The organism is Micromonospora sp. NPDC048898, from assembly GCF_043198035.1.
Classification (GTDB): domain Bacteria; phylum Actinomycetota; class Actinomycetes; order Mycobacteriales; family Micromonosporaceae; genus Micromonospora.
This window is the reverse complement of sequence record NZ_JBICUF010000017.1, coordinates 19,059-45,049: the sequence shown is the minus strand read 5'-3', so window position 1 is coordinate 45,049 and position 25,991 is coordinate 19,059. Positions and strand designations below refer to the sequence as shown.

General features: G+C 70.4%; 31 protein-coding genes and 1 pseudogene. 16 read left to right on the top strand and 16 right to left on the bottom strand.

Annotated elements, in window-relative coordinates; all coding sequences use genetic code 11:
• Both ACGFIQ_RS30520 and ACGFIQ_RS30515 read left to right on the top strand, forming a co-directional pair.
• Positions 1-622 (top strand): annotated as a pseudogene (locus tag ACGFIQ_RS30520) (hypothetical protein); the annotation flags it as partial.
• An 8-nt stretch (positions 623-630) separates the two neighbouring features.
• Positions 631-1,614, top strand: coding sequence for a hypothetical protein (locus ACGFIQ_RS30515; protein ID WP_393248949.1), 984 nt, complete (start codon positions 631-633; stop codon positions 1,612-1,614).
• Between the two features lie 77 nt (positions 1,615-1,691).
• Here ACGFIQ_RS30515 and ACGFIQ_RS30510 read toward each other — a convergent pair whose 3' ends face one another.
• Complete coding sequence (locus tag ACGFIQ_RS30510) at positions 1,692-2,177, bottom strand: NUDIX hydrolase (protein ID WP_393248948.1); 486 nt, start codon at positions 2,175-2,177, stop codon at positions 1,692-1,694.
• 72 nt (positions 2,178-2,249) lie between these two features.
• Here ACGFIQ_RS30510 and hemC point away from each other — a divergent pair, with 72 nt between their 5' ends.
• From hemC to ACGFIQ_RS30485, 5 genes are all read left to right on the top strand, one after another.
• Complete coding sequence (gene hemC, locus ACGFIQ_RS30505) at positions 2,250-3,242, top strand: hydroxymethylbilane synthase (RefSeq protein WP_393248947.1); 993 nt, start codon at positions 2,250-2,252, stop codon at positions 3,240-3,242.
• A 7-nt stretch (positions 3,243-3,249) separates the two neighbouring features.
• Positions 3,250-3,708 (top strand): HNH endonuclease, encoded by a 459-nt coding sequence (locus ACGFIQ_RS30500; protein WP_393248946.1) that lies wholly within the window; start codon positions 3,250-3,252, stop codon positions 3,706-3,708.
• An 82-nt stretch (positions 3,709-3,790) separates the two neighbouring features.
• Positions 3,791-4,627 carry a helix-turn-helix domain-containing protein gene (locus tag ACGFIQ_RS30495; RefSeq protein ID WP_393248945.1) on the top strand — a complete coding sequence of 279 codons (837 nt, stop codon included), beginning with the start codon at positions 3,791-3,793 and terminating at the stop codon, positions 4,625-4,627.
• Between the two features lie 65 nt (positions 4,628-4,692).
• Positions 4,693-5,286, top strand: a complete 594-nt coding sequence (locus ACGFIQ_RS30490) for a dihydrofolate reductase family protein (protein ID WP_393248944.1) — start codon at positions 4,693-4,695, stop codon at positions 5,284-5,286.
• Between the two features lie 95 nt (positions 5,287-5,381).
• Complete coding sequence (locus ACGFIQ_RS30485; protein ID WP_393248943.1) at positions 5,382-6,068, top strand: Type 1 glutamine amidotransferase-like domain-containing protein; 687 nt, start codon at positions 5,382-5,384, stop codon at positions 6,066-6,068.
• Positions 6,069-6,164: 96 nt separating this feature from the next.
• On the opposite strand, the gene ACGFIQ_RS30480 is transcribed toward ACGFIQ_RS30485, so the two are convergent.
• Entirely contained in the window at positions 6,165-6,845 is a 681-nt protein-coding gene (locus tag ACGFIQ_RS30480) for an AAA family ATPase (RefSeq protein WP_393248942.1), read from the bottom strand.
• Between the two features lie 316 nt (positions 6,846-7,161).
• Positions 7,162-7,557 carry a RidA family protein gene (locus ACGFIQ_RS30475; RefSeq protein WP_393249037.1) on the bottom strand — a complete coding sequence of 132 codons (396 nt, stop codon included), beginning with the start codon at positions 7,555-7,557 and terminating at the stop codon, positions 7,162-7,164.
• Positions 7,558-7,694: 137 nt separating this feature from the next.
• On the opposite strand from ACGFIQ_RS30475, the gene ACGFIQ_RS30470 reads away from it, so the two are divergent.
• Positions 7,695-8,669: a helix-turn-helix transcriptional regulator gene (locus tag ACGFIQ_RS30470; protein WP_393248941.1), complete on the top strand. Its 975-nt coding sequence runs from the start codon at positions 7,695-7,697 to the stop codon at positions 8,667-8,669.
• Between the two features lie 114 nt (positions 8,670-8,783).
• Here ACGFIQ_RS30470 and ACGFIQ_RS30465 read toward each other — a convergent pair whose 3' ends face one another.
• Complete coding sequence (locus ACGFIQ_RS30465) at positions 8,784-9,245, bottom strand: winged helix-turn-helix transcriptional regulator (protein WP_393248940.1); 462 nt, start codon at positions 9,243-9,245, stop codon at positions 8,784-8,786.
• 113 nt (positions 9,246-9,358) lie between these two features.
• On the opposite strand from ACGFIQ_RS30465, the gene ACGFIQ_RS30460 reads away from it, so the two are divergent.
• A complete protein-coding gene (locus tag ACGFIQ_RS30460) occupies positions 9,359-10,027 on the top strand; it encodes a DUF899 domain-containing protein (protein ID WP_393248939.1) in 669 nt (222 codons plus the stop codon).
• 73 nt (positions 10,028-10,100) lie between these two features.
• Here ACGFIQ_RS30460 and rox read toward each other — a convergent pair whose 3' ends face one another.
• Complete coding sequence (rox, locus tag ACGFIQ_RS30455) at positions 10,101-11,564, bottom strand: rifampin monooxygenase (protein ID WP_393248938.1); 1,464 nt, start codon at positions 11,562-11,564, stop codon at positions 10,101-10,103.
• A 175-nt stretch (positions 11,565-11,739) separates the two neighbouring features.
• Entirely contained in the window at positions 11,740-12,450 is a 711-nt protein-coding gene (locus ACGFIQ_RS30450) for a TetR/AcrR family transcriptional regulator (protein WP_393248937.1), read from the bottom strand.
• A gap of 85 nt (positions 12,451-12,535) precedes the next feature.
• Here ACGFIQ_RS30450 and ACGFIQ_RS30445 point away from each other — a divergent pair, with 85 nt between their 5' ends.
• Both ACGFIQ_RS30445 and ACGFIQ_RS30440 read left to right on the top strand, forming a co-directional pair.
• A complete protein-coding gene (locus tag ACGFIQ_RS30445; protein WP_393248936.1) occupies positions 12,536-13,399 on the top strand; it encodes an NmrA family NAD(P)-binding protein in 864 nt (287 codons plus the stop codon).
• Between the two features lie 235 nt (positions 13,400-13,634).
• Positions 13,635-14,642 (top strand): RNA polymerase subunit sigma-70, encoded by a 1,008-nt coding sequence (locus ACGFIQ_RS30440; RefSeq protein ID WP_393248935.1) that lies wholly within the window; start codon positions 13,635-13,637, stop codon positions 14,640-14,642.
• Positions 14,643-14,664: 22 nt separating this feature from the next.
• On the opposite strand, the gene ACGFIQ_RS30435 is transcribed toward ACGFIQ_RS30440, so the two are convergent.
• A complete protein-coding gene (locus ACGFIQ_RS30435; protein ID WP_393248934.1) occupies positions 14,665-15,228 on the bottom strand; it encodes a dihydrofolate reductase family protein in 564 nt (187 codons plus the stop codon).
• A gap of 57 nt (positions 15,229-15,285) precedes the next feature.
• Positions 15,286-15,996, bottom strand: a complete 711-nt coding sequence (locus ACGFIQ_RS30430) for a winged helix-turn-helix transcriptional regulator (RefSeq protein ID WP_393248933.1) — start codon at positions 15,994-15,996, stop codon at positions 15,286-15,288.
• Positions 15,997-16,105: 109 nt separating this feature from the next.
• Between ACGFIQ_RS30430 and ACGFIQ_RS30425 the strand changes: the two genes are divergently transcribed.
• On the top strand, positions 16,106-16,483 hold the full coding sequence (locus ACGFIQ_RS30425; RefSeq protein WP_393248932.1) for a VOC family protein: 378 nt from the start codon (positions 16,106-16,108) through the stop codon (positions 16,481-16,483).
• A gap of 34 nt (positions 16,484-16,517) precedes the next feature.
• Positions 16,518-16,994, top strand: a complete 477-nt coding sequence (locus ACGFIQ_RS30420; RefSeq protein ID WP_393248931.1) for a tetratricopeptide repeat protein — start codon at positions 16,518-16,520, stop codon at positions 16,992-16,994.
• Between the two features lie 113 nt (positions 16,995-17,107).
• Here the strand turns inward: ACGFIQ_RS30420 and ACGFIQ_RS30415 are convergent, their stop codons facing one another.
• Positions 17,108-17,635, bottom strand: coding sequence for a MarR family winged helix-turn-helix transcriptional regulator (locus ACGFIQ_RS30415; RefSeq protein ID WP_393248930.1), 528 nt, complete (start codon positions 17,633-17,635; stop codon positions 17,108-17,110).
• 77 nt (positions 17,636-17,712) lie between these two features.
• On the opposite strand from ACGFIQ_RS30415, the gene ACGFIQ_RS30410 reads away from it, so the two are divergent.
• Entirely contained in the window at positions 17,713-18,345 is a 633-nt protein-coding gene (locus ACGFIQ_RS30410) for an NAD(P)-dependent oxidoreductase (RefSeq protein ID WP_393248929.1), read from the top strand.
• A gap of 137 nt (positions 18,346-18,482) precedes the next feature.
• Here the strand turns inward: ACGFIQ_RS30410 and ACGFIQ_RS30405 are convergent, their stop codons facing one another.
• From ACGFIQ_RS30405 to ACGFIQ_RS30395, 3 genes are read right to left on the bottom strand one after another with little or no spacing between them, the layout of a single operon-like run.
• Positions 18,483-19,265: an ABC transporter permease gene (locus ACGFIQ_RS30405; protein ID WP_393248928.1), complete on the bottom strand. Its 783-nt coding sequence runs from the start codon at positions 19,263-19,265 to the stop codon at positions 18,483-18,485.
• A 31-nt stretch (positions 19,266-19,296) separates the two neighbouring features.
• On the bottom strand, positions 19,297-20,055 hold the full coding sequence (locus tag ACGFIQ_RS30400; RefSeq protein WP_393248927.1) for an ABC transporter permease: 759 nt from the start codon (positions 20,053-20,055) through the stop codon (positions 19,297-19,299).
• A gap of 15 nt (positions 20,056-20,070) precedes the next feature.
• Positions 20,071-21,048 carry an ABC transporter ATP-binding protein gene (locus tag ACGFIQ_RS30395; protein WP_393248926.1) on the bottom strand — a complete coding sequence of 326 codons (978 nt, stop codon included), beginning with the start codon at positions 21,046-21,048 and terminating at the stop codon, positions 20,071-20,073.
• 115 nt (positions 21,049-21,163) lie between these two features.
• Here ACGFIQ_RS30395 and ACGFIQ_RS30390 point away from each other — a divergent pair, with 115 nt between their 5' ends.
• Complete coding sequence (locus ACGFIQ_RS30390; protein ID WP_393248925.1) at positions 21,164-21,739, top strand: maleylpyruvate isomerase N-terminal domain-containing protein; 576 nt, start codon at positions 21,164-21,166, stop codon at positions 21,737-21,739.
• Between the two features lie 3 nt (positions 21,740-21,742).
• Here ACGFIQ_RS30390 and ACGFIQ_RS30385 read toward each other — a convergent pair whose 3' ends face one another.
• Both ACGFIQ_RS30385 and ACGFIQ_RS30380 read right to left on the bottom strand, forming a co-directional pair.
• On the bottom strand, positions 21,743-22,345 hold the full coding sequence (locus ACGFIQ_RS30385) for a GNAT family N-acetyltransferase (RefSeq protein WP_393248924.1): 603 nt from the start codon (positions 22,343-22,345) through the stop codon (positions 21,743-21,745).
• Complete coding sequence (locus tag ACGFIQ_RS30380; RefSeq protein ID WP_393248923.1) at positions 22,324-22,812, bottom strand: DUF1992 domain-containing protein; 489 nt, start codon at positions 22,810-22,812, stop codon at positions 22,324-22,326. Before ACGFIQ_RS30380 ends, ACGFIQ_RS30385 begins: the two co-directional genes overlap by 22 nt.
• Before the next feature lie 228 nt (positions 22,813-23,040).
• Here ACGFIQ_RS30380 and ACGFIQ_RS30375 point away from each other — a divergent pair, with 228 nt between their 5' ends.
• On the top strand, positions 23,041-23,691 hold the full coding sequence (locus ACGFIQ_RS30375) for a LysE family translocator (protein ID WP_393248922.1): 651 nt from the start codon (positions 23,041-23,043) through the stop codon (positions 23,689-23,691).
• 56 nt (positions 23,692-23,747) lie between these two features.
• Here ACGFIQ_RS30375 and ACGFIQ_RS30370 read toward each other — a convergent pair whose 3' ends face one another.
• Both ACGFIQ_RS30370 and ACGFIQ_RS30365 read right to left on the bottom strand, forming a co-directional pair.
• Positions 23,748-24,581, bottom strand: a complete 834-nt coding sequence (locus tag ACGFIQ_RS30370) for an SDR family NAD(P)-dependent oxidoreductase (RefSeq protein ID WP_393248921.1) — start codon at positions 24,579-24,581, stop codon at positions 23,748-23,750.
• Positions 24,578-25,990 carry a flavin-containing monooxygenase gene (locus ACGFIQ_RS30365; protein WP_393248920.1) on the bottom strand — a complete coding sequence of 471 codons (1,413 nt, stop codon included), beginning with the start codon at positions 25,988-25,990 and terminating at the stop codon, positions 24,578-24,580. Before ACGFIQ_RS30365 ends, ACGFIQ_RS30370 begins: the two co-directional genes overlap by 4 nt.
• Between the last annotated feature and the right edge of the window lies 1 nt (position 25,991).

Below are 25,991 nucleotides of genomic sequence, written 5' to 3'. Positions count from 1 at the left end.
CGCGGGCCGAGCCGGCCCAACCAGGCTGGACGCGGCCAGTCCGCGGCAACCCGGGCTGGTCGGCGCCGACCGGCAGGGCGTCCCACCCAACGCCGACCTCAGGACCTGGCGCGACGCCACGCACGTCGTGCACGAGACCAGGGATGTCAACCAGTTCCGTGTCGACGGACGCGTCGACCTACAGCGTTTACAGAGCGTCTTCACGCAGGAGGTGAAGCAGCTCGCGGCCGAGCGCAAGGCAACCGGCAGCCATGGCGCGGTGCTCCTGGACGTGCGGCTGAAGAACGTCGGGACCGGCAAGGGCAGCGAGGCGCAGAGCATCGAGAAGACCCTCAAATCAGTCGGTGCGAAGGAGGGAATCCTCGTCCGCGTCTCCGTGGTGACAAACCGTCAACTGACGACGACCGACGGCAAGCTGATCGCACCGGTGCATCCCAGAGGGCCCGAACCGCCGCGACCGCCCGACACGACCCAGGCCGGACCCGTCCCGAAACCGGAGGTTCGCAAGGCCGACCAGCCGCGGCAGCAGCCAACTCGAACGGCACCGGTGCACGTCCCGCCGCCCCCGGTGCACATCCCCCAGCCGCCTCACCAGCCACCGTTTGACCCCCACCGCCGTTAGGAAGGCCCATGTCGCCGACCGATCGCCCGCGACCGCCGGAGGTGCCGCCCAGGGTTGACCCGCCGCCGGCGCGGGTGTCGCAGGACTCCTGGCAGCTCAAGCACGAGGCGACGATGACTCCGCGCCCAGGCCGACCCGCCGACGCCGCCCCGACCACACCGATCCCGACCACACCGATCCCGACCACACCGATCCCGACCACACCGATCCCGACCGCGCCCATTCCGGCCGCGCCCATTCCGACCGACCTGACCAGGGCCGGCCGGGAGATCCGTGGCTGGGTGGCCGTCGAGCGCAAGCCAGCCACCGAGGCCGAGCGGCTCATCCCCGCGAACCCCGCCGACCATGAGCACAACGTCCGTGTGTCCTACACGGTCAACTGGGCGCTGGAGAAGGCGGGCGCGGTGCCCGGCCGGGACTACCCGCCGGCCCGGTGGGAGGCCCTGGCCGAGAAAGCGCTGTGGACGGTCACCGCCCTGCGGCAGTCGGACGCGAAGATCGGATCCTCCGAGAGCCTCATTCTCCGAGACGCGCAACGCTACCTGTACGGCACTCTCGGCGACGCCTGGCTGGAACGGCACGTGATCCGGAAGTACCACGTACCGCGCGAGGTCGGGCCCGTGATACCGGGAAAGGCCATCGACCGCGGCTACGAGTACGTCGTCAAGCCGGCCGACATCGCGTACAACTCGCTGACCGAAGAACTCACCGGCCGCAACCCCGGAGTCGGCCGCGGCAAGCCCGGGTTTCCGCACAGCCGGCCCGGCGGCGAGGCATGGTACGACCGCGGCCAGGCCCGCCGGGCCCAGTCGGACCTAGCCGGCGGCCCGGCGCCCGCGCCGTTCGTCCGCACGGTCCCCGAACCGGCCCGTGCATCCGCCGACACAGCGGCGGAGCTGGCCGCGCCGCCCGGACATGTCGACCTCGGTCACGGTGAGTCGGTGAACCTCGAAACCGGTCGCTACACGCCCGGCTTCGGGCCCAGGTACTGACACCGGGATTGAGAAAATCGGTTCAGGGTGGCCCCAATCTGGATAGTCAACCTCATCGACCATAGGGGGCCAACCGATCAGTGCCGCAGCAGGCCGGTCGTGTGGATCGGCTCCAGGTGCCCGGTGGGCGGCGCGCTGCGGTGCAGCTCCAGACCGACGTCGACGACGACGGAACGCTCCACCGTCACGACCTGCGCCAGCGGAACCCACTGCGCCAGGTCGGTCGAACCACCCGTCTCGGGCCGAAGCTCACCGCCGACGATCGCGGCCCGGTAGAAGACCGCCACCATGTGCAGGTCGACAACGCCCGGGTCGTCGTAGGACTGCACCTGCCTGGTCCGCGAGTTCACGCCGAGCAGCTGCTCGACCCGCGCCTCGTACCCCGTCTCCTCGGCGACCTCGCGCACGACGGCGTCGAACGGATCCTCGGTGTGCTCGACCCCTCCGCCCGGCAGCGTCCAGTGCCGCCGAGCCCCGTCGGGCGACACCCAACGGGCGAGCAGCAGACGATCGTCGCGCAGACACACCGCGTACGCGGCGACCCGGAGCCGTTGTGTGGTCACGGTGACCAGGGTAGGTGTCGACCTGCCGACCGGCCTGCTCGCCGCCGCCCGGGCAGGACTACCCTCGCCGGTATGCCGGACTCCCGCCTGCTGCGCATCGGTACCCGCAACTCCCCGATGGCGCTCGCCCAGGTCGAACGGGTCCGCGCGATGCTCGCCGACCAGCACCCCGACATCTCCGTCGAGGTGCTGTCGATGTCCACAAGCGGGGACCGCTGGCACGGCGACCTGGCCGCGCTGGGCGGCAAGGGCGCGTTCACCAAGGAGGTGGACGCCGCGCTGCTCGCCGGGCACGTCGACCTGGTCGTGCACTGCGTCAAGGACGTCCCCGGAGACCGGCCGGCACCAGCCGGGACGGTGATGGCCGCCTACCTGGCCCGCGACGACGTCCGGGACTGCCTGGTGCACCCGTCCGGCCTGCCGATCGAGCACCTGCCCGCCGGCACCCGGATCGGCACCTCCGCGGTACGACGGGTCGCCCAGTTGGCCCTGCACTGGCCGCACCTGACGCCGGTGCCCATCCGCGGCAACGCGAACAGCCGACTGGCCAAACTCGACGCCGGCGACACCTACGACGCGCTGCTGCTCGCCGTCTCCGGGCTGCGACGGATCGGCCAGGCCGCTCGGATCACCCACCCGATCGACGTCGACACGATGGTCCCCGCCGTCGGCTCCGGCACCCTCGTCCTGCAGTGCCGCGACGACGACACCCGGACCCGTGACCTGGCCGCCAGCCTCGGCGACCCACGGGCACAGCAGGAGACCGTGGCCGAACGGACCATGCTGCACATCCTGCAGGGCAACTGCCACTCCCCCATCGCCGCGCTCGCCCGCACCGAACCGGACGGCCGCCTCGGCCTGCGGGCACGGGTGATCAGCCTGGACGGCAAGACGGTGCTCGACGTGCACGAGTGGGCGGCGGACCCGATCACCCTCGGCACCTCCGTCGCCGCGGCCCTGCTCCGGCAGGGCGCCCGTGACCTCCTCGCACTGCCCGCCCACGGGTCGGCCGACGTCGCGGGCCCGTTCGGCGCCGCTGCCGGACGGAACGTGTCGGGGCGCTGACCTAGCCTTGCTGTCGCAGCTGACGGGTCTGTCCCGACATTTCACGGAGGAGACCCTGCGCGCGTACCTCATCGGTCGTTCGGTGCGGCGAGACGACGGCTGTCTGATCGTGCGCGGCTACGGCAGCCAGCGGGGCGTGCACCAGAAGGTGGCCGGGAGGGCGTGGGCGCACATCACGGCCTACGTCGTCTTCGTGGGCGGTTACGACCCCGAGCTGGACGTGCGCCACCTCTGTGGCACGCCGGACTGCATCGAACCCACCCATCTGCGCCAGGTGACCCACGCCGAGACCTGCCGAGACCGCGCCCAGCAGCCGCTCTGCCGCAACGGGCACGAGCGGGAGATCGATCCCACGAGCGGTCGATACCGCAAGGTGTGCCGAGTGTGTAACAGCGAGGCCCAGAAGAGGTGGCGCGCGCGCCAGTCCGCGGAGGTCGCCGCCGCACGGGCTGCCCACGGGCGATAGGGGGCGGACCGCGTACCGCGCCGTGTCCGAGCTGGTCCATCCCGCCGCGCCATGCCGGCGGAGCGTCGGCGATGCTGTGGGCGTGGAGTACGTGTCCAGAGTGCCGCGACCACCGCTGGACGGGCTGATCGACGACCTCTACTACCTGCAGGGTGCGCCGCCGTACGCCCGGCTGACGCTGCCGCCGCCGTCGGCGTTGCTCATCGTCAACCTCGGGGCGCCGTTCCGCATTCGGGGCGGCGCCGACGTCGAGACGGGCGACTACGCCGACGGCTGTGTGGTCACCATGCCCACCCGCGCGTGGGAGTTCGGCTACCCACCCTGGACCCGGTCCGTCGGCGTGCACTTCAAGCCGTGGGGGTTGGCACCGTTCCTGCCGATGCCGGCGGCCGAGCTGTGTGACCGACCGGTGACGGTGGAGCAGGTCTGGGGCCGACCCGCCATCGCTGAGTTGCGGGACCGACTGGCCGCGGCGGCCGGGCCGGGCGAGATGTTGACGCTGCTTGAGGACGAGTTGCTGCGACGGCTGTGCGAGACCACCGGTCTGGGGCTGGTCCGCCACACGAGCAGCGTCATCGCGGCGACCAGCGGGGCGGTGGCGATCGGCGACGTGCGGGCGGCAGTCGGTGTCAGCAGCACCCACCTGGCGCAGCGGTTCAAGGAACTCATCGGCGTCACACCGAAGCGGTTGGCCCGCACCTACCGCTTCGCCGCCACCGTGCTCTCGATCGACCCTGCCGGCCCGATCGACTGGGGCGACCTCGCCGGTGGTGCCGGCTACTTCGACCAGGCCCACTTCGGCCACGAGTTCCGGGCGTTCACCGGGCTCACGCCGACCCGCTACGTCGAAGTCCGGCGGCGGTTCCTGCGCGAACATCCCGGCCACGTGCTGGACAACTGGCCGCTGCCGACCGATTGATTTCCTACAAGAACGCCAGCTCACGCCACGCTAACGTGAGGGCTCCCAGAGCAGAGGAGAGCCCCGTGGGCAAGGTGGTCATGTACGGCTCGGTGTCGGTGGACGGCTTCATCGCCGACGCCAAAGACCAGCCCGGGCCGCTGTTCGACTGGTTGTCCAGCGGTGACGTCCCGTTGGACGAGAGCGGCGCGTTGACGGTGTCGCAGACGTCCTACGACTACACCCGGCCGTACTGGGACCAGATCGGAGTCACGATCGCCGGCCGCCACGTCTTCGACATGACCGACGGTTGGGACGGGAAGCCACCGAGCGGGATCGACCACGTGGTCGTCGTGACGCACCGGCCGCAGCCCGAGGGCTGGGATCCCGAGGCGCCGTTTCACTTCGTGGACGGCGTCGAGGCAGCCGTGGCCACGGCGCGGGAGCTGGCGGGTGACCGCATCGTCGAGGTCGCCGCTGGCGACGTCGGTGGCCAGGTGCTCGCCGCGGGCCTGGTCGACGAGGTGCGCATGGACGTCGTACCCGTCGTGTTCGGGTCCGGCAAGCGCTACTTCGGGTCGGTCGACGCGCAGCACCTGTTGGTGGATCCGGACGTGGTGATCCAGGGCAACCGGGTGCTTCACCTGCGCTATCCGGTGCGGACGGCCGCCAGCGGATGATCCAGCGATTGTCGCTCGGGTTGACGACCTGGGATGCTGGTCCGCACGGGCAGCATGATCGCCGTCAGGTGGTGGCCTTCAGGAGAGCGGATTCGATGAAGTTTCTTCTCACGTCGTCGGGCATCTGCAACCCGAGCATCTCCAACGCGCTCGTCGACCTGCTGGGCAAGCCGATCGCCGAGGCCACGGCCCTGTTCGTCCCCACCGGTGTCTACCCCTTCCCCGGCGGAGCCGAGCGGGCGTGGACGGCGATCCACGGCCGGGCTTCGATCCCGCTGTCCCAGCTCGGTTGGAAATCTCTGGGGATTCTGGAGCTCACCGCGCTGCCGACCATTCGACAAGAGAACTGGGTCCCGGCGGTCCGGGAGGCCGATGCCCTCCTGGTCTGGGGCGGCGACGTGCTGTACCTGACCTACTGGCTGCGCCAGTCGGGCCTGGCCGACCTCCTGCCGTCGCTGAGTGACACGGTCTACGTGGGGGTCAGCGCCGGAAGCATCGCGGTCACCCCGTACAACTGCGACGCCGAATTCGACCTCGAATTCGTCCCTGACGGCAGTGACATGGCGCAGGGTGCCGACCGGGCGCTGGGGCTTGTGGATTTCACGCTGTACCCCCACCTCAACCACCCGGACATGGCGGACACCGAGCTGTCCACCATCCAGAAGTGGGCGTCCGGAATCCCGGTCCCGACTTACGCCATCGACGACAACACCGCCGTCAAGGTGGTCGGTGGCACAGTTGAGGTCGTCTCCGAAGGCGACTGGAAACTGATCAATCCCTGACTGAGACGTCCCTTCAGCCGAGCCAGCCCCCACACAGGGCGGGTCCACAACTCACGAACACCGCAATCGGTCGAAGAGACGCGAGCTCGTTCTCGCTCATCTCGATCCCCGTCGGCCGAGGTCGACCCTGGTGAGGACCGGCCGGGTCACATCCTGGTTGTCGATGACGACGTCCGCGCGTTCGTGCGGCGCGCAGGCGGCGAAGTACAGCCGCTGTCCGCCGACGTAGCGGCCGACGCTGGGATGGTCAGGATCCGGGTGCGAGCCGTCACGTCCGGCCATCCGTGCCACGGTGACCGTGAACGGCGCGTCGAGAAAAACGGAGAAGTCCCAGAACTCCACCAACTCGTCACGGTGCAGGAACAGCCCGTCGACGATGAGTACGGTGCCGGGCGCCGCGATCCGCCACGCAGGATCCAGGACCTCGTCGGTCCGAAGATCGTGGACAGCAGGACGGTAGCGGCGTGAGCCCTCGGGGCCGAACGGCTCCAGCACGTTGTGGACGAGGGCTTCGTGGTCGTAGCTGTCGAGCCAGAAGCCTTCCGGCGAATCCCGGCCCCGGCGATGCCGCACCGCCCGTCGGTGATGAAAGTCGTCCGCCGACACGTGCACGACGTCACGTCCCCGGCCGCTCAGCGACGCGGCCAACTCGCCGGCGAACGTCGACTTACCCACCCCGTCGACCCCGTCGACGGCTACCCGTACGCACTGCGGCGCGGGGAACGTCGGAACCATGCCGGCGACATCGTCAAGCACCTGCCCCCGCACGACGCCCACGCCGTTCCTCCATCCACGACCGGAGGCTCCACACGCCCCACGGACCGAGGAAGTCATTCTGGCAGACCATGTCTGTTGGGGCAGGGCAAGCGGTGACCGGCCGCAGTCACACCAAGCTGATCCATTACGCACAAGAACTGTCATTATGATGTACGGAGCGTTTGCCCCATTTTGTGTGGCTAATTATTGGATTACTGTTGCTGGCAATCCGATAATCGGTTGCCGCAGGAGGACGGATCAGCGGCTCGGCTCGCAACACCCTGCCTGATGCTCGTGTCGGTGGAACCGGCACGAGCACCAGCGACGGGAGGTCATCTCACGCGACAGCGGTTCCCTCAAGTTCGACCATCTGGCCGGGGATCGCCAGCCGTGTCACCCCGAGCATCGTGGTGGCCGGCGCCACCCCGGCGGTGCCCAACCGCGATGCCAGGACGCCGTAGTGCGGGAAGAGCAGGTCGACGTCGGTGGTGTAGACGTTGAGCCGGACGAGGTTCGCGAGGGACATACCGGCCTTGTCGAGCACGGCCTCCAGGTTGTCGAGGCTCAGCGCCAACTGTGCGGCCATGTCACCGTCGTGCTGGGGTTTGCCGTCGTCGCTCATCGCGGTCTGTCCAGAGCAGTACAGGGTCCGGGTGTGCCCGGAGACGAGCTCACCCTGGTTGAATCCCATCTCCAACGACCACGTCACGGGGTTGACTGCCGTTCGCTGCACTGCCATATCAGCTCCATTCGATTCATTCGGGGAGTACGCACGCCTACCGGTTCGAAGCCACCGTCGTCGACGCCGTGGTGACGAGGCTGCCAAAGAATCACGACACCTTGTGTCGCATATTTCGGTAGAGTTTTCGGGTGCGTGCAGACCGGTTGGTCTCGCTGGTGCTGCTGCTGCGCCAACGCGGGCGGCTGTCGGCGGCCACGCTGGCCCGCGAGCTGGAGGTGTCCACCCGCACGGTGCTGCGCGACATCGAGGCGCTGTCCGCCGCGGGCGTCCCGGTGCACGCCGAACGCGGTCGGCACGGCGGTTTCGCATTGTTGCCCGGCTTCCGGACCGAGCTCACCGGGCTGAGCCACGACGAGGCGCTCGCCCTGCTGGTCGCCGGATCGCGGCGCGGCGCTCAGGCATTCGGCCTCGGCCCAGCGCTCGCTTCGGCCATGCGCAAGGTGGTTGACGCGCTGCCCGAGAGCTACCGGACCACCGCGGCCGGCGCGGTCCAACGATTGCTCATCGACCCGCAGACCGACCTGCTGTCGCGCCGGCTGGTGCCCGACGAAGTGCCCGACGCCGTGGTGGCCGAGGTCCGACGTGCGGTGTTCGCCGGGCACAAGCTGCGCATCCATTACGCGGCTGTGGACCAGACCCCGAAGTGGCGCACTGTTGACCCGATCGGCCTGGTCACGGTACGCGACCAGGGCTATCTGCTGGCCACGAGGTCTGGCGCGGACCGCACCTACCGGCTGTCCCGAATCGTGGCCGCCGAGGAACTCACCGAACCCGCACAGCGGCCAGACCAGGTCGATCTGGACTGGGCCTGGCAGGAACGCAGCACCCAGTTTCGGACCGGTGGCGACCAGGTCAGCGTGCTGGTACGGGTGAACCCGGCGCGGCGGGAGGACCTGGTGGGCACCGCACTGGCCGTCCGCACCGAGGAGACCGATGCGGACGGCTGGGTGCGGCTGGAGGTGACTTTCCAAGATCCGAGACACGCCGAATGGGCGCTCTGGCAGCTCGCCACGAACGCGGAAGCCCTGGCCCCGCAGTGGTTGCGCACCTCCCTACGCAGCCGCGCAGCCTCGATCGCCGCCCGCTACGAAGCCTCATCCTGACAGTCCGATCGGGACTCCGCGTTGGGCGACTGCTCTCATGCCCCCCGGGTAAGGGCTGGAGCCAGCGATCGAACCAGGCACGGGTTCGGCAGCAGGACCGCGTAGATCCGGTGGTCAAGCTCCTGGGTGGGCGCCCGGCCCGGGCAACAGATCGATGTCCGTGGCCCGCATCGGCTGTTCGCATTCCGAGCACCGTAGTTCCACGTGGCTGATCTTGCCGCAGGCGTGGTGGCGGTAGAGCACCGGCGGGCCGGCCTCGCCCGCCGTCCACCGGTCACCCCACCGCACCATGACGAGCAGCAGGTCACACAGCTCCCGGCCCTTGTCGGTGAGCAGGTATTCGTGCCGGACCGGCCGGGCGCAATACTCACGCCGGGTCAGGACGCCCTGTTCGACAAGCCAGTTCAGCCGCTCGGCGAGCACCTTGCGGGACATGCCGAGGCCTCGCTGGAGTTGCTCGAAGCGGTGCGTGCCGGCGTAGACGTCCCGCAGGATCAGCGGAGACCACGGCTCACCGATGACGTCGAGGGTGCGGGCGATCGAGCATGCCATGGCGCCGAACTGCGTTCGCTGCATGGGACCACGATACGCAAGGTAGTTCCTTCAAGGAACTGACTCTGTTAGCGTCACGTCAGTCCACCCCCTCAAGGAACGGACTGCCCCTGTCCCCCACGACGAAGGAGGCCCTCATGAACCACCCGCCGATCGTGCCGACCGAGGACTGGCAAGACGCGGTGGACACCTTGCGCGTCCAGGAAAAGGCACTCACCCGCCAGCTCGACGCAGTGGCCGCGGCGCGTCGCCGACTGCCGATGACGCCGGTGGAGCAGGACTACGTGTTCGAGGGCCCGAGCGGGCCAGCCACTCTGCGTGACCTGTTCCAGGGCCGCCGCCAGCTCATCGTGTACACCTTCATGTGGCACGGCGGCGACTCCGTCTGCTCCGGCTGCTCGTTGTTCACCGACAACGTCGGACACCCGGCCCACCTCAACGCCCGCGACGTCACCCTGGCGTTGACGTCCCATGGCCCACTGGACGACCTGCTGGCGTTGCGGCGGCGAATGGGTTGGGAGCTGCCCTGGTACTCGTCGCTGAACAACAGCTTCAACGCCGACATGGGAACCGGTGACGGTTTCGCGCTGAACGTCTTCCTCCGCGTCGACGACCGGATCTTCCGCACCTACACCACCACCGCCCGGGGCGTGGAGCGGCTCGGCAGTAACTGGACCTTCCTCGACCTGACGCCGTACGGCCGCCAGGAGACCTGGGAGGACTCGCCGGAAGGCTGGCCGCAGACCCAGCCCTACCAGTGGTGGCGGCTGCACGACGAGTACGACACGAACACCGATCCGTCGTGACAGCCAACACGCCAGTCGCCGTTGGCAGGTCTGGGCCCTCCTCAATCTCGACGTCGAGGCTGCCGGCCCGAGATCAGTGGGCGGGCTCGCCGAACCAGCGGGAGAGGTGCTCGTCCAGATCCCGTTGGTCCTCACCGACCCAGGCGACGTGGCCATCGGGGCGGAGCAGGACACCCGGGACGTCCAACTCGGCGGTGGGATCCGCCAGGTGATCGACCCGGTCCGACCAGCCGTCGGCGGTCAGGCGTTCGGTACGGTCCAGCAGCAGGCCCCGGCCGCCATGCAGCAGACCGTAGAGGTTGCCCTGTTTCAGTTCGATGTCGCGCAGGCGGCGGCCGAGCAGGTCCGAGCCCGTCCCGAAGTCGTACCGGATGCCGATCCCGGTGATCTTCTCGATCAGATGGCGGTTCACCTCGTCGAGGTCCATCAGTTCGGTGAGCAGCCTGCGCACGGCCTGTGGGCCCGGTTCGGGGGACAGCAGTTCGGTCTGGGCGCGGGTGTTGTCCAGCACGTCCTCGGCGACCGGATGACGTTCGGCCTGGTAGGTGTCCAGCAGCGTGTCCGGCGCCCAGCCCCGGACCTGTGCGGCCAGCTTCCAGCCGAGGTTGACGGCGTCCTGTACGCCGAGGTTGAGGCCCTGCCCGCCGATGGGTGGATGGATGTGTGCCGCGTCGCCGGCCAGCAGCACCCGCCCGACCCGGTACCGTTCGGCCAGCCGGGTGGCATCTCCGAAGCGGGACAGCCAGCGCGGGGAGTGCACACCGAAGTCGGTCCCGGCGATGGCGCGCAACTGCTGTTGGAAGTCGTCGATGGTGGGTGGCTCCGCCCGGTCGCTGATCCCTGCGGCGGGGACCACGACGCTGTAGACCCCGTTGCCGAAGGGCCGGAGCCAGAAGGGGCGACGAGTTTCGCTGATCTCGGCCACCTTCGCGGCGATCTCCTCCGGTGGCGCGCCTACTTCCATCTCGCCCATCAGCGTCTCGGTCCGTGCGGGCTCGCCGGGGAAGCCGACACCGAGCAGTTTGCGTACCGTGCTGCGCGCACCGTCGCAGCCGACGAGATAGCGCGACCGCAGCCGTTCCCCGTCGGCCAGTGTGGTGGTCACGCCCTCGTCGTCCTGCGAGAGACCGGCGACCGCGCAACCGCGCCGGACCTGCGCGCCCAGTGCGATCGCGTGTTCTTCGAGCAGGTTCACGATGACCGGCTGCGGAATACCCAGCAGATAGGCGTACGCGGAATCCAGGCCCTTGGGCTCGGGTTTGGCGATGGCGGCGAAGAAGCCGGCGGCCGGACGCCGTCGTCCGTGCGGGAGGACGCGATCCAACAGACCGCGCATCGCCATCAGCTCAAGGCTGCGAATGTGCAAGCCGACGATGCGGACGAACGACGTGGGCGCGGTCTCCTTCTCCAGTACGAGGACCCGTACCTCGTGCAGCCGTAGTTCGGCGGAGAGCATGGCACCGGTGGGCCCGCATCCGACGATGATCACGTCGAAGTCCAGGGGTGCGCGGTCGGCGGGGACGTGCAGAGCAGGCATGGTGTCGTCCTTCGAGAGTGCCTTGTTGGCGAGGCGCTCCCGGCGACACCTACGTCAGTCGCTCGGCCATGACGGGAGGGGGAGCACCCACATCGATACAGCGTTCATGGGTCTCACCTCCTCGGGCGGTGTCACGGTCAGCTGCAAGCTACAAGCCGAGCAGTCCCCCGTCGAGTCATATTCCCAGCGAGCGGCGCAGCCACTCCGTCATGAGCGCGCGTTCGGCGTCGCTGAGCCCCGGGAGGTCGGGCACCACCGTGGCGAAGGTGACCGCCACCGCCCGCACGGTCGTGTCGGGTGTCGCCGGGGTGCTCACCAGGATGCTGCCGAGCACCGCCTCGAACATGGCGTCACTCAGACCACTGTCGCGCTGCTGCGGGGGCGTCGCCAGGAGGGCGAGGATGGTGCCGTTGCCGGCGGCGTGGATCATCATGAGGGCCCGCTGCTCGTCGACCCGCAGCAGGCCGGTCGCGGCCAGTCGTCGTACGCGGGTGCGCAGCACCTCGATGCCCGCGGCGGTCGCCGGTGACGGCCCGCCGCGCCCTCGCGTGCCGATGAGCGCGTACAGCTCAGGATTCGCCAGGCCGAACTCGACGTGCACCCGCCATCCGTGGCGCAGGTCCGCCACGGGGTCAGTCTCGGCGGCTTGCACCGCAGTCGCCTTGGCGGCGACGTAGGTGGCCATGACGTGTTCCGCGACGGCATCGATCAGGCCGTCCTTGTCACCGAACAGACGGTAGATGGTGGGTGCCTGCACACCTGCGGCTTCGGCCACGGCTCGCGTCGTCACCGCGTTCGCGCCCTTGTCACGCAGCAGTTGGCTGGCTGCGGTGACGATGCCGAGCCGTACGTCGTCCCGGGATGCCGTGTCCTGCGCCGGAGTCATGAATCAATGCTAACAGCAACTTGTTATCCTCGAAATATCATTGCTAACGTTGCAGCGATAACACCGATAACAGGGAGTGCTCATCATGATCGTCATCACCGGCGCCACCGGTCAGCTCGGATCCCAGATCGTCGACCGACTCCTCGATCGGGTTCCCGCCGAAACCGTGGGTGTCAGCGTGCGCGACGTGACCAGGGCCGCGGCTCTCGCCGCGCGCGGCGTACGGGTCCGCGCCGGAGACTTCACCGAACCGACCACGTTGCGACACGCCTTCGAGGGTGCCGAGAAGGTCCTCGTCGTGTCCGCCGCCATCCGCGGCAGCGGTGCGGTCACCGCGAACCTGGCCGCCATCGACGCCGCCCACGCCGCCGGAGCCAAGCGCATCCTCTACACCAGCCACCAGGCGGCGTCCAGGGACTCGCTCTTCCCCGCCCAGCTCACGCACGCCGCGACCGAGGAGCACCTGGCCGGGCTGGGTGTTCCCTTCACCGCCCTGCGCAACGGCTTCTACGCGAGCACGCTCAGCTTCGCCATCGGTACGGCGCTGGAGACCGGTCAGCTCGTGGCACCGGCGGACGGTCCGGTCTCCTGGACCGCACACGCCGACCTGGCCGAGGCCGCGGCCGTCGCCCTCACCGAGGACGGCGCGCTCGACGGGGTCACTGCCCCGCTGACCGCGCCGGAGATGCTCGACCTCGAAGCGGTGGCCGGCGTCCTGAGTGCCATCACGGGCCGGACCGTCAGGCGCGTCGTCGCCGATGACGACCAGTGGCGGGCCGATGCCATCGCACGGGGCCTCCCCGCGGCGGCGGCCGACTTCACCCTCGGCATGTACCGTGCGGCTCGCCGGGGCGAGTTCGCCGTCACCGACCCGACGCTTCAGACCCTCATCGGGCACCGCCCGACGTCCGTCCGCTCGGTGCTCGACGTCATCGCCGCCCGGGGCTGACGGGCCCGCCGGGAGAGCACCGGCGCCGTCAATCCCCCGGCGGCGGACCGGACGGTCGACGGCCGCTGACCCGGCAGATCAGGGCCCAGGCCCCGCCCTGCCGGGTCATCCGGACCGTCGACGAGATGAAACGCCCTGGCCGCACTCACCGCGCCGGCCGCGCACCGATGAGAAATCCTCCGCCCCGTCGTCAGTTCTGTCGGCCCCTCTCGCACCGGTGGAAGGATCAACGACCATGACCGACGCCAGACGGCTGGGCGCCGACGAGGCCACGTTCATCGCTGCGGTCCGCGCGGAGGATTCCGGGCGGTTCGCGCTCCTGACCGAGCGCCACCGGCGTGAGCTGCAGGTGCACTGCTACCGGATGCTCGCGAACTACGAGGACGCTCAGGACCTGACGCAGGAGACGTTCCTGCGAGCGTGGCACAAGCGGGAGTCGTTCAAGGGCCACGCGGCCCTGCGGACCTGGCTGTACCGGATCGCGACGAACGCCTGCCTCGACTTCCTGCAGAAACGCAACGACCGCACACCCGTACCGTCCGGGCTGCCGGACCCCGACTCCGAGGTGCCGTACCTGCAGCCGTACCCCGACCGGATGCTCCCCGAGGACCCGCAGGAGTCGGTGGTGGCACGGGAGACGATCGAGCTGGCGTTCATCGTCGCCGTCCAGCACCTGCCGCCGCGGCAGCGGGCGGTGTTCATCCTGCGCGACGTCCTCGGCTGGCCGGCGTCGAAGGCCGCCGACGCTCTCGAGCTGACCGTCGCATCGGTGACCAGCGCACTGCAGCGGGCTCGTGTGACGATGCGTGAGCAGCTGCCCGACCGCCGCCTCGACTGGCGGAGTCCCGCCACGCACGAGTTGTCGGATGACGAGCGCGCCGCAGTGAGGTCGTACATCAGGGCCCATGAGCGCAACGACCTCGACGGGCTGACGTCCCTCCTGCGCGACAGCCTGCGCTTCGCGATGCTGCCCGATCCGGGCACCGTGACCACCACCGCCAAGGAGGCGGTGGACGGCTGGGTCTCCGGTGGGCTCTTCCAGCGCGGCCACGACGACTGGCGCGGTATCCCCACGACGGTCAACCGCATGCCTGCCGCTGCGCTGTACCTCCGCACCCCCGACGACCCGGAGTACCGGCTGTTCGCCATCGCGGTCCTGCACATCGTCGACGGGAGGATCGCCGAACTCACCGGATTCGAGGCCGCCGACAAGCCATGGCTGGACCTGCCGCCGACACGGTGATCACACAGGGCCTGGCCCGTGCTCATCGCCTCGTCTCGTATCGGGTCAGTAGCACGCCGCCGGGAAACGTCCGGGTCTCCACCAGGTTCAGGTTCACCCAGTTGTCCAGGGCTGTGAAGAACGGCGTGCCGCCGCCCAGCAAGGTCGGTGCGGTGAGCAGCACGTACTCGTCGATCAGCCCGGCCCGCATGGCCCCTGCGGCAAGTGTGGCGCCGACGATGTCCATGGGGCCGCCGTCGTCGGCCTTGAGCCGGGTGATCTCGGTGACCACGTCGCCGACGACCAGGCGGGTGTTCCAGTCGACGGTGCGGGCCGTCGAGGAGAACACCACCTTCGGCATGTCCCGCCAGCGGCGGGCGAACTCGATCTCCGCCGGTGTGACGCCGGGCTGCTGGTCGGCCGTGGGCCAGTGGGAGCTCATCCCCTCCCACAGTTTGCGCCCGTACAGCGCCAGGCTGGTCGCTCCCACCCGGTCGGACCACCACTGGAACAGCTCGTCGCTCGGTACGCTCCAGCCGAGGTCGCCGCCCGGCGCGGCGATGTAGCCGTCCAGGCTCAGGTTCATAGCGAAGATCAGTTTCCGCATCGTGCCAGCCTCTCGTCAGTCGATCTCACACGTACAGACGGGCACGGCGCGCAAACCTCATCGGTGCGCGATCTGCTGCCCGCGGTCTATCGCCTCCGCTTCACCGACCCGAGCGCCAGGCCGACGATCCGCGGCCCGCACCTCGAGGAGTCGGCGTAGCGCGGCCTCGTCCCCGCTGACAACCGCCGCGCCGGCGCTGACGGCGGCGGCCAGTGCGGTGGACCCGTCGAGCAGGCGGTTGAGCGTGGTGGGGTCGGTGCGCAGGCCGGCGTGGGGGTGAGTTGGCTCGCCGGGCTCGACGTGGACCTGCCCGTCCCGGGTGCGGATCGTCCACACCTGTCCGGTGAGTTCGAACCGGTAGGTGGCCGGTGCCGCCGGTCGGCTCGGGCGCCGCGAGCCGCGCAGGAACAGCAACACCGAGGTCGCGCTGAGGTGCGTCGGAGCCGGGGGCAGGGGTACGCGGATTCCCCAGCCACCGAGCGCCAGCACGATCGGCTCCAGCTCACGGCCGGACTCGGTGAGGTCGTACACCATCGAGGCCGCAGGGGGCGGCAGTCGGCGCTGACGCACCACGCCATGGCCCTCCAGCTCGCGGAGCCGGTCGGTGAGCATGTTGGAGCTGACCGCCGGCAGCGCCCGGCGCAGGTCGGAGAAGCGCTGCGGCCCGAGCAGGAGTTCGCGGACGACGAGCAGCGCCCACCGCTCCCCGACGACGTCGAGGGCGCGGGCGATCCCGCAGGCGTCACCGTAGCTGCGGCTGGTCGGCATGTCGGCCCCTCTCCCCGCACCGATTGCCGTAGATGTTAATCGCTCCCCTGCGGTTGTTTTTAGCAACCACGACCGTTACGGTCTCGCAAACGGGAGCGAAGGAGAGACCATGGGAAACCCAGTGGTGCACTTCGAGATCATCGGGACCGATCCGCAACGGTTGCGCGGTTTCTACGGCAAGCTCTTCGACTGGCAGTTCGACGTCGCGGGCGACGCCGCCGAGGCGGTCTCGGCGCCGGGCAACTACGGGTTCGTCCACCCCGACGGTGGTGGGATCCCGGGCGGTGTCGGTGGCGGCGCTGAATATCCACGTCGCACGTTGTTCTACGTCTCAGTCGGAGATGTCGAGGTCGCGTTGCAGCAGGCCGAGCATCTCGGCGGCACCCGAGTGTCGGGGCCGCACCCCAACCCGGACGGGACGTTGGTCGTCGGCTTCTTCACCGACCCCGAAGGACACCTCGTCGGGCTCGCCGCCGCAGCGGTTTGACCCTCGACCGGGTCGAGGCTCGACCATCGGCGACATGGACGACCAACCGACTCCCGACCCGACAATGACCCGTATCGGCGAGGCGGTGCAGCTCGGCCGATCAGGGCAGCACGGCCCGGCCCGCGACGCCCTCACCGCGTTGTGGGACGAGATCGGCCCCACCGGCGACGCCTTCCACCGCTGCACCCTCGCCCACTACCTCGCCGATCTCCAGGACACCACCGAGGCGGAGCTGAGCTGGGACGAGCGGGCCCTGGCCGCCGTGTCCGACCTGACCGACGAACGCGCCCAACGCCACCTGTCCTCGCTCCAGGTCCAGGCGTTCCTTCCGTCGCTGCACCTGAACCTGGCCGACTGCCACCGACGACTGGGCAATCCCGCCCAGGCCCGGGAGCACCTCGCGCGGGCCACCGAACACCTGGTACACCTGCCGGACGACCCGTACGGCGAGGCCATCCACGCCGCCATCCGCGACTTCGTCGCGGACGACCCGACCGACGCTCGCAGGTAACGCTCGGCGAGGGCCGAAGCGTCAGGCTCGCTGGGCTTTCACGAGCTGAGCCGCTTCGGCTGCACCATCGCTGGAGTCGGCCCAGCGGACGTTGGCGCTGCGAGAGCGCGGCGCTATGCGGAACCCGACGAGCCCTCGGGGTGGCGAGAACGGGCGGCCGGCTGGCGCAGGCCCGGGTGGACGCCGGCCGGGTTTCCGGTGTGCGCGGCGAGTCGCTGCAGGACAGCGACAAGCTGGGCGCGTTCGCCGGTGTCGAGCGGGGTGAGGATCTCGTCCTCGTGCTGGTCGGCGACCCGGCGAGCGCGGGGTAGCAGCCGGCGCGCGGCTTCGGTCAGGTGGATGGCGTGGGCACGACGGTCGCTGGGATGCCGACGACGTTCGACCAGATCGCGCTGCTCGAGGTCGTCGAGCAGGCCGACCATGACCTTGCGGTGGATGCCCAGCGCGTCAGCGAGCTGTTGCTGGGTGTTGCCCTCACTTCGCTCCAGGTGCATGAGCAGCCCGAAGTGGTTCGGCGCGATGCCCAGCGGCGCCAGCCTGGCCGCGAACGTCTGCGCGATGTGGAACCCGAGCTGTGACAGCAGAAAATTGGCCCGCCCGGCCAGCGGCCGGTCTGTGCCAGGTGCGGAGTCGTCGAACACCCCGATATTGTACGTCCTCGTTATTGTCCGCTACGGTAACAGTTACGGCGATCCACATTTGGAGGATGATGATGAGGATGACCGTCTTCGGTGCCACCGGGGGAATCGGCAGTCACGTCGTACGGCAGGCACTCGACCGCGGCTGCACCGTGACCGCGGTCGTCCGCGACCCGGCCCGCCTCGACGTGCGACACCCGGCACTGGAGGTCACGACGGTGCCGACGCTCGACGACGCCGACGCGTTGGGCCCCGTGGTGCGCGGCAGCGACGCCGTCCTGTCCGGTGTGGGCCCGCGCGGGCGCCACGACGGGCCGGTCGCCTCCACCGCCACGCGCGCGATTCTGAGCGCGATGCACGCCGAAGGTGTCCACCGACTCGTCGCGGTCAGCGCCGCTCCGGTCGGCCCGACACCGGACGAGGACAGCTTCCTCAACCGCCGCCTTGTTCTGCCGGCCATCAGTGCCCTGCTCAGAGAGCTGTACGCGGACCTGCGTGCCATGGAGCACGCGATGGCGAACAGCCAGGCGCAATGGACGGTGCTACGGCCGCCGAAGCTGGTGAACAAGACGATGACCGGCCGGTACCGCACCACCATCGGCGGCAACGTCGTTCGCGGCTACACGATCTCGCGGGCCGACGTGGCCCACGCCATGCTCACCGCGGTAGGCGACCCCGCGACGATCCACCGGGCGATCGGCATCGCGTACTGACCGAAGCCCGTACGGTGTCGGCGGCGTCAACCCCGTCGCCCTCCTCGGCTGGCTTCTCTGGCTGGTCTGGATCGTGGCATACAGCGTCATCCTGATCCGTCGTGCGCCCACGCGTTCCGGCATGCCCGACCCGTCGCTCAGCGCAGCATCGCCCGGGTCATTCGACGGGTGGCGACGGCCATCGCGATCGAGCCGAAGGCGAGCAGGTAGGCCACCGGAATGAGTAGGTCCCAGCCGAGTCGGCCCAGCATCGGTTCGCGAACCAGCTCGATGCCGTGGTAAAGCGGCAGTGCCTGGATCAGGGGCCGCACCGCCTCCGGATAGACCGACAGGGGATAGAACGTCGTCGCGAACAGGAACATCGGCAGCATGAAGAGCTGGATGTACTGGAAGTCGGGGAAGTCGCGCAGGTACGTCGTGACGGCCAGCCCGCCGGCGGCGAACGCGTAGGAGATCAGCACCGACGCCGGCAGGGCCAGTAGCGCCCAGGCCGAGGTGACCAGCCCGCTGACCGCCATGAGGGTGAGGAAGCCGATCGACGTCACCAGCGCGTTGATCATCGCGCTGGTGACCTCGCCGACGGCGATGTCGGTGACCGACAGCGGTGTCGGCAGGATCGCCTCGTAGGTCTTCTCGACCCGCATCCTGGTGAAGACGCCGAAGCTGGTCTGGTTGAACGCGGTGTTCATCGCGGTCGTGGCCAGGATCGCCGGCGCCACGTAGACGGCGTACGGGACATCGACCCCGGGGACCGTGCCGACGAGCAGCCCGACACCGACACCTATCGACAACAGGTACAGGATCGGTTCGACGAGCGCGTTGAGCAGCGGTGTGAGCGACCGGCGGTAGATCATGGCGTTGCGTTCGACGAGCGCGAGGGCTCGGCGGCCCGTCCAGGCCGGCACGACGACGGTGCTCATGCTGTCTCCCCGAGGCTCGGTGGGTGGGCCGTCACGGGTGCAGCCGTCGGCGGTAGGTGACCCGGGCGACCAGGAAGCCGCCGACCGCGAGCGTCAGCAGGTACGCGACGTGGACGCAACTGCCGGTGATCGTGGCCGTGCCGAGGCTGAGGGTGCGGCACAGCTCCACCCCGTGCCACAGCGGCAGCACATAGGACACCGGCCGGATCCACTCCGGTAGCTGCGAGACGGCGAAGAACGTGCCGGAGAACATGTAGAGCGGCATGATGACGAAGCGGAAGACGGTGTCGATGTGGCGCAGCTTGCGGACGCCGACTGCCCACGCCGCGGCCGGCGTCGCGAACGCGGCTCCGGTCAGCGTCGCGCCGAGCAGGGCGCCGAGTGCCCACCAGCCGCCGATCAACCCGAACGCGGCCATCACCGCGACGAAGGCGCCGCTGGCGATGAGCCCCCGGACGGTGATGAAGAGCAGGTGCCCGGCGGCGAGTTGCTCCGGTCGCACGGGTGTCGGGGTGGCGCTGCGGTAGGCCCCGAAACCCGCGGCCCGGGCGACTCCCGCGGACCCTTCCAGGAACGCGTTCTGCATCGCGGCGGCGGCCAGCATGCCCGGGGCGAAGAACGCCGCGTAGGAGACGCCGTCGATCTGGGGTGGCGCGTTGTCGTCGACGAGGGCGCCCAGGCCGGCGCCGATGCCGATGAGGAACAGCAACGGATTCAGTACGTTGAGCACGATCGAGCCACGCCAGGTGCGCCGGTAGCGCGTGACCCAGTATCCGAAGGCGTGCAGCACCGGTGGTCCTCCCTGTTACTCGATCAGCGATCGGCCGGTGAGGGTGAGGAACACGTCCTCCAACGTCGCGCGGCGGACCAGGGCGGTGAGTGGCGTGAGCGACATAGCGTGCACCGCGGCGAGGGCGGCCTCACCGTCGGCGGTGTAGACGAGCACCCGGTCGGGGAGCAACTCGACGCGCCCGTCGGTGTCGTCGCCGCCGGTGGCCAGGGCCGACGTGCGCAGTTTCTCCGCGACGGTGTCGCGTTCGTCGAGGCGGAAGCGCAGTTCCAGGACCTCGCGCGTGGCGTACCTGGCGATCAGGTCCCGGGGTGAGCCCTGCGCGACGATCCGGCCGTGGTCGACGACGATGAGCCGGTCGCAGAGCTGCTCGGCCTCGTCCATGTAGTGGGTGGTGAGGATGAGCGTGACGCCCTCCTGCTTGAGCTGGAAGAGCCGGTCCCACAGGACGTGGCGGGCCTGCGGGTCGAGGCCGGTGGTGGGCTCGTCGAGGAGCAGGATGTCGGGTTCGTTGATCAGGGAACGGGCGATGGTCAGCCGTCGGCGCATACCCCCGGAGAGCGTCTCGACCTGGTCGCCGGCCTTCTCCCGCAGCTGGGCGAAGTCCAGCAGTCGGGTCGCGCGGTCCCGGATGACGGCCCGCGGCAGGCTGAAGTATCGCCCGTAGATGTGCAGGTTTTCCCGCACGGTCAGCTCGTTGTCCAGGTAGTCGTCCTGCGTCACGACGCCCAGCCGGGCGCGGATCTGCGGCCCCTGTCGCATCGGGTCCATGCCGAGCACGCGCAGGCTGCCGCCGCTGATCGGCGACGTCGCGGCGACCATCCGCATGGTGGTGGACTTGCCGGCGCCGTTGGGGCCGAGCAGCCCGAACGATTCGCCCCGCTGGACCTCGAAGTCGATGCCGTCGACGGCGTGGAACTCCGCTGTGGACCCGCGCGGCGGATAGATCTTCGTCAGCTGGGTCGCCTGGACCAGCGGGGGTTCGCTCACCACGGCAGCGTACGGAAAATCAACAGGCTTCTGCAAGATCTGGGCAGGGCATTGAAAGTTCCAGGCGCAGCAGCAGATCGCGGTTGCGGTGCCCGAGTTGCGATGCGAGGCTCGACGAATGTCCGCGCTGACCGGTGCCGACCTGCTCCAGGCGGCCGACGAGATGACGCGGGTGCTGCACCCGCACCGCGAGCGCGACTGGTCCGTGCCCGCCGGCACCCTGACCTGGAGTTGCTGGACCACCGCCGCGCACGTCGCGCACGACCTGCTCGCGTACGCCGGGCAGGTCACCGCCAGCCCCACGGACAGCTACCTGCCGTACGACCTGCGGGTCTCCCCCGACGCGAACCCGGCGCAGACCCTCACCGTGGTGCGGGCCAGCGCGGGGTTGCTCGCCACCGCCGTCGACGCCGCCCCGGCGCACGCGCGGGCCTGGCACTTCGGGCCCTGCGACCCGGCCGGCTTCGCCGCGATGGGGGTGGCCGAGACCCTGCTGCACACCCACGACATCACCCTCGGCCTCGGCGTGCCCTGGCAGCCACCGCGGCGGTTGAGCGCGGCGGTGCTACGGCGGCTCTTCCCGGACGCCCCGGACGGTGCAGCGCCCGAGGTTCTGCTGTGGATGACCGGCCGTGGTGACCTGCCCGGCCGGGCACGACGCACCTCGTGGACGTGGCGGGCGGCGCTGAGCTGACCCTCAGGGCGTCAGCGAATGCCGGTGACCGTCCAACGGGAAGGGAGGCCGGGCCGGCAGCACCTCCTGGAACACGTAGCCGCTCTTCTGCGCCACCCGGCAGGACGCCACGTTGTCCACCTGGTGCAGCAGGTCGAGGCGTTTCATCGCGGGAAACTCGTCGAACGCCCACCGGCTCAGCGCGGTGACCGCCCGCGGGGCGACGCCACGACCGCGCGCCCACGCCGCCGTCCAGTAGCCCACCTCGGGCTCCGGCCAATGCACGCTGACCATCTTGAGCACCACGTTCGCCACCAGCCGTGGGCCGTCGGCGTCGTCCTCGACGACCGCGAAGCTGTACCGCCGACCGGCGTCCCAGTCCTGTCGTACCCGCGCCAGCCACTGCCGGCCCTCGGCCAGGTTGGTCACCGGCATCCGGGTCCACCGACGCAACACCGGGTCCCGGTACACGTCCAGCAGGGCGTCCAGGTCGTCGTCGTGCCAGGGGCGCAGGGCGAGACCCGGCACCGAGGAGGTGCCGGACGCCAGCAACTCGATCACCATCCGCCCAGTCTGGCGGTGCCGTGCGACGCCGCCGACCCGGGTCAACGCGAACGGCGACGCCACGGCAACCACCAGGTACGGCGCGACCGGCGCGGCGCGGCGACGGCGCTCGCCCGCTCGGTCGGGGACGTCGGAACGCGGGGCGGGGCGTGCTCGGCACGCCAGCGGCGCACCACCTCGTCGACGTTCACCGGACGCACCGCGACGCGCGGACCGTCGGGGTTGCGCAGCCAGGCCACGATCTGCGTGTTCAACTGGCCGACGAAGTCGCGGACGGACTGTTCGGTGGGCAGGTCGCGGACCTCGTCGGGGACCTGCTCGATGCGCCGACGCAGCTGCAGCGGGGTGGGTAGGAGCAGGTCGCTGGGCAGTGCCTCCCGCTCCAGGAAACTCTTGATCCACCACGACTCGTCGTACGGTGCTCCTCGACCGGGGATCGGCTTGCCCATGCCGGGCAGGTCGTCGAACTCGCCGCGCTGCACGGCTCCCCGGATCTGCGCCTCCACGGCCGCTTCCCACGCCTCGGTCACCCTGCGGCACCTCCCCCGGTCACCGTAACGCGCCGCCTCCGGACGGCGACACGCACCGCAACGGTCAGCGCAGCCGCCGCGGCGACCATTCCCGGGCGCCGCCCGACCGGTGGGTTCGGGCCCGGATGACCGGTTCGCATCAGCAGGCCACCACCTGCCCGGTGGCCCTGGATCGGGAACTGTGGCCCGGCCTACGGTCGGTGCGGGTGTCGGCGGACGGGGGGCGTCATGGTGAGTACGGGTGCAGTGGTGGGCATCACCCTGGTGGCGTTGGGGCTGGTGCTCACCCCCGGCCCGAACATGGTCTACCTGGTGTCCCGCTCGGTGGCGCAGGGCCGCCGGGCCGGGCTGGTCTCACTGCTCGGGGTGGCCGCCGGTTTCGGTGTCTACCTGACGGCGGCGGTCGCCGGCCTGGCCGCCGTCTTCGTCCTGGTGCCGACGCTGTACGCGGTGGTGAAGCTGGCCGGGGCCGGTTACCTGCTCTGGCTGGCCTGGCGGACGCTGCGTCCGGGTGGGCACTCACCGTTCACACCGGCGCCGATGCCGCCGGACCCGCCCCGGCGGCTGTTCACCATGGGCCTGGTCACCAACCTGCTGAACCCGAAGATCGCCATCCTCTACGTGTCGGTGCTGCCCCAGTTCATCGACCCGGCGCGCGGGCACGTGGCGACGCAGAGTCTGCTGCTGGGCCTGACCCAGATCACCGTCGCGCTGATCGTGAACGCGCTGATCGTGCTCAGCGCCGGCTCGTTGGCCGGGTTCTTCGCCCGCCGACCGGGGTGGCTACGGGCGCAGCGGTGGGTCACCGGGACGGCCCTGGCCGCGCTGGCCGTCCGGATCGCCGCCGACCGCTCCCGCGCGGCGGTCGCCACACCCTGACCGGAGCCTCACCACCCCCAGCGGCGGACCACCGCGCGCCACGCCGGGCCGGAGCCTTACTGCCCCCGGTGGCGGCGGAGCATCGCGGCGGCCAGGGGCGCGGCGTCCAGGTCACCGGCGGCGAGCCGAGCGGCGAGGGTACGGCGTACCAGTCGGTCGGCCAGCGCGGGCGCGTGCCGCCCGACGGCCAGCTCCAGCCGTCCACGCCGGGTGGTCGCCACGTCCCGAGGTGCCCGGCGGGCGGTGGCGGCGCGCAGGATCGCCGCGACCACCCCCTCGACCGGCTCGGGACGGGACACTCCCCGCAGGGACAGCCCGGCCTCGGCGGTGCTGTGGTGGATGGGTGAGGCGACCATGCTCGGGTAGACCACGCTCACCCCGACGTGCGTACCGACCTCGTGGCGCAGCGCGTCGGCGTACGCGACCAGGGCCCGCTTGCTGACCCCGTACGCGGCGGCGAGCGGCAGTGCCAGGACCGCCATCCGGCTGGCCACGAAGATCACCCGGCCGCGTGCGGTGAGCAGCGGCGGCAGCGCCGCGGCGGTGGTCCGCCAGGCGGCCAGCAGGTTGACCTCCAGCTGTCGACGGACCACCTCGTCGGGTGCCAGCTCGGCCGGGGCGGGGCCACCCACACCGGCGTTGTTGATCAGCAGGTCGAGCCCGCCGAGCCGGTCGGTAGCGGCCCGCACCGCCGCCGGTACGGCGTTCGGGTCGGTCAGGTCGCAGCCGAGCACCGGCAGGTCGGCGTCGGGGCGGGCGTGCAGGTCGAGCCCCACCACCTGAGCGCCGGCTGCGGTGAACGCCGCGCCGAGGTGCCGGCCGAAGGTTCCGCTCGCGCCGGTCACCAACACCCGACGGCCGGCCAACCCGCTGGCCACCCGACCCTTCACTGCTCCACCCCGACCGACGAGGCGGCACCAGCGGCGCCGCCCGCACTGGCCGCACCGCCCGCACCGGCCGCGGCGGTTGAGCCGGGCGCACCGGCGGCACCGGAACGGGCACGGCGGGTTCCGGCGGTCAACTCGCGGGTCAACTCGGCCAGGTAGACGTCGAAGTCCACGCGCATCGCCGGACGGCGTTGCCCCCAGCGGGCGGTCGCGGCCCGCAACTCGGCCCGGCAGACGGCCCGCTGGCGGTCCGCGTCGGGCAGCGCGTACCGGCCGGTGAGATGCGCGGCGATCAACTTCGCCTGCGCCTCCACCAGAGGGAACGCCGAACCGGTGGACTGCATCAGCCCCACGAACGTCAGGCCCGGGACGTCGGGGTGGAACACGTGCCGGTACAGCGGCAGGCTGTCGCCGCTCCCACCGAGCAGCGCCGGGTCGAGGAACGGGATCTCCACCCGGTAGCCGGTGCACCAGATGATCAGGTCCACGGTGTCGCTGCGACCGTCGGTGAACTCGACCCGGTCCCCGTTCAGGGCGGCGACGCCGGGTCGGGCCTCGACGTCGCCGTGGGTCAACCGGGACAGCAGGCCGTCGGAGAGCGTCGGATGATCCTGCAGGAAGCCGTGCGTCGGCGCGGGCAGCCCGTACCGGGCGGGGCTGCCGACGGTCGCGCTCAGCGTGGCCTGGCTGATGCGTTGGCGCAGTCGCCACGGCAGTCGGCGGGCCAGCGCCCCGTTCAGGGTGTCCGAGGGGCGGCCCAGCAGGTACTTCGGCACCACCCAGACGCCTCGGCGCAGCGACAGCAGGGTGCGGGTGGCGGCGTACGAGGCGTCCACCGCGATGTCCATCGCGGAGTTGCCACCGCCGACGACCAGGACCCGTTTGCCGGTCAACTGCTCCGGGCCCCGGTAGTCGTGGCTGTGCATCTGCTCGGCCGTGCTCGTGCCGGGGTACGACGGGTCGGGCAGCCGGGGCACCCGGTTGTGCCCGTTGGCGACGACCACGGCGTCCACGGTCACCGAGACCGGCCCGTGCGGCCCGTTCGCGGCCACCGTCCACGTGCCGGCGGAATCCCGGGTGACCCGCTCGACGGTGTGCCGCAGTCGGATGGTGTCGCCCAACCCGAAGTGGTCGGCGTAGTCGGCGAGGTAGCCGGCGACCCGACGGTGGTCGGGGTAGTCGGGCCAGTCGGTCGGCATCGGGTGGTCGGCGAACTGGGTGCGCCCACGGCTGGTGTTCAGGTGCAGCGTGCGGTACGCGGGCGAGTCGGGTGCCCCGTACACCCAGAGGCCGCCGACCTGGTCGGCGGCCTCGAAGCCGATCGTCGGCACCGCGGCGTCGCGCAGTGCCTTGACGGCGGCGAGCCCGGCCGCGCCGGCGCCGATCACCGCCACCCGAGGTGGTACGCCCATC

What these genes read in the sequence shown, in the direction of transcription:
- ACGFIQ_RS30515 (WP_393248949.1), top strand. Translation starts at nt 631, where the DNA reads ATGTCGCCGACCGATCGCCCGCGACCGCCGGAGGTGCCGCCCAGGGTT.
- hemC (WP_393248947.1), top strand. Translation starts at nt 2,250, where the DNA reads ATGCCGGACTCCCGCCTGCTGCGCATCGGTACCCGCAACTCCCCGATG.
- ACGFIQ_RS30485 (WP_393248943.1), top strand. Translation starts at nt 5,382, where the DNA reads ATGAAGTTTCTTCTCACGTCGTCGGGCATCTGCAACCCGAGCATCTCC.
- ACGFIQ_RS30465 (WP_393248940.1), bottom strand. Translation starts at nt 9,245, where the DNA reads ATGCAGCGAACGCAGTTCGGCGCCATGGCATGCTCGATCGCCCGCACC.
- ACGFIQ_RS30460 (WP_393248939.1), top strand. Translation starts at nt 9,359, where the DNA reads ATGAACCACCCGCCGATCGTGCCGACCGAGGACTGGCAAGACGCGGTG.
- rox (WP_393248938.1), bottom strand. Translation starts at nt 11,564, where the DNA reads ATGCCTGCTCTGCACGTCCCCGCCGACCGCGCACCCCTGGACTTCGAC.
- ACGFIQ_RS30450 (WP_393248937.1), bottom strand. Translation starts at nt 12,450, where the DNA reads ATGACTCCGGCGCAGGACACGGCATCCCGGGACGACGTACGGCTCGGC.
- ACGFIQ_RS30445 (WP_393248936.1), top strand. Translation starts at nt 12,536, where the DNA reads ATGATCGTCATCACCGGCGCCACCGGTCAGCTCGGATCCCAGATCGTC.
- ACGFIQ_RS30440 (WP_393248935.1), top strand. Translation starts at nt 13,635, where the DNA reads ATGACCGACGCCAGACGGCTGGGCGCCGACGAGGCCACGTTCATCGCT.
- ACGFIQ_RS30435 (WP_393248934.1), bottom strand. Translation starts at nt 15,228, where the DNA reads ATGCGGAAACTGATCTTCGCTATGAACCTGAGCCTGGACGGCTACATC.
- ACGFIQ_RS30430 (WP_393248933.1), bottom strand. Translation starts at nt 15,996, where the DNA reads ATGCCGACCAGCCGCAGCTACGGTGACGCCTGCGGGATCGCCCGCGCC.
- ACGFIQ_RS30425 (WP_393248932.1), top strand. Translation starts at nt 16,106, where the DNA reads ATGGGAAACCCAGTGGTGCACTTCGAGATCATCGGGACCGATCCGCAA.
- ACGFIQ_RS30420 (WP_393248931.1), top strand. Translation starts at nt 16,518, where the DNA reads ATGGACGACCAACCGACTCCCGACCCGACAATGACCCGTATCGGCGAG.
- ACGFIQ_RS30410 (WP_393248929.1), top strand. Translation starts at nt 17,713, where the DNA reads ATGACCGTCTTCGGTGCCACCGGGGGAATCGGCAGTCACGTCGTACGG.
- ACGFIQ_RS30405 (WP_393248928.1), bottom strand. Translation starts at nt 19,265, where the DNA reads ATGAGCACCGTCGTCGTGCCGGCCTGGACGGGCCGCCGAGCCCTCGCG.
- ACGFIQ_RS30390 (WP_393248925.1), top strand. Translation starts at nt 21,164, where the DNA reads ATGTCCGCGCTGACCGGTGCCGACCTGCTCCAGGCGGCCGACGAGATG.
- ACGFIQ_RS30375 (WP_393248922.1), top strand. Translation starts at nt 23,041, where the DNA reads ATGGTGAGTACGGGTGCAGTGGTGGGCATCACCCTGGTGGCGTTGGGG.
- ACGFIQ_RS30365 (WP_393248920.1), bottom strand. Translation starts at nt 25,990, where the DNA reads ATGGGCGTACCACCTCGGGTGGCGGTGATCGGCGCCGGCGCGGCCGGG.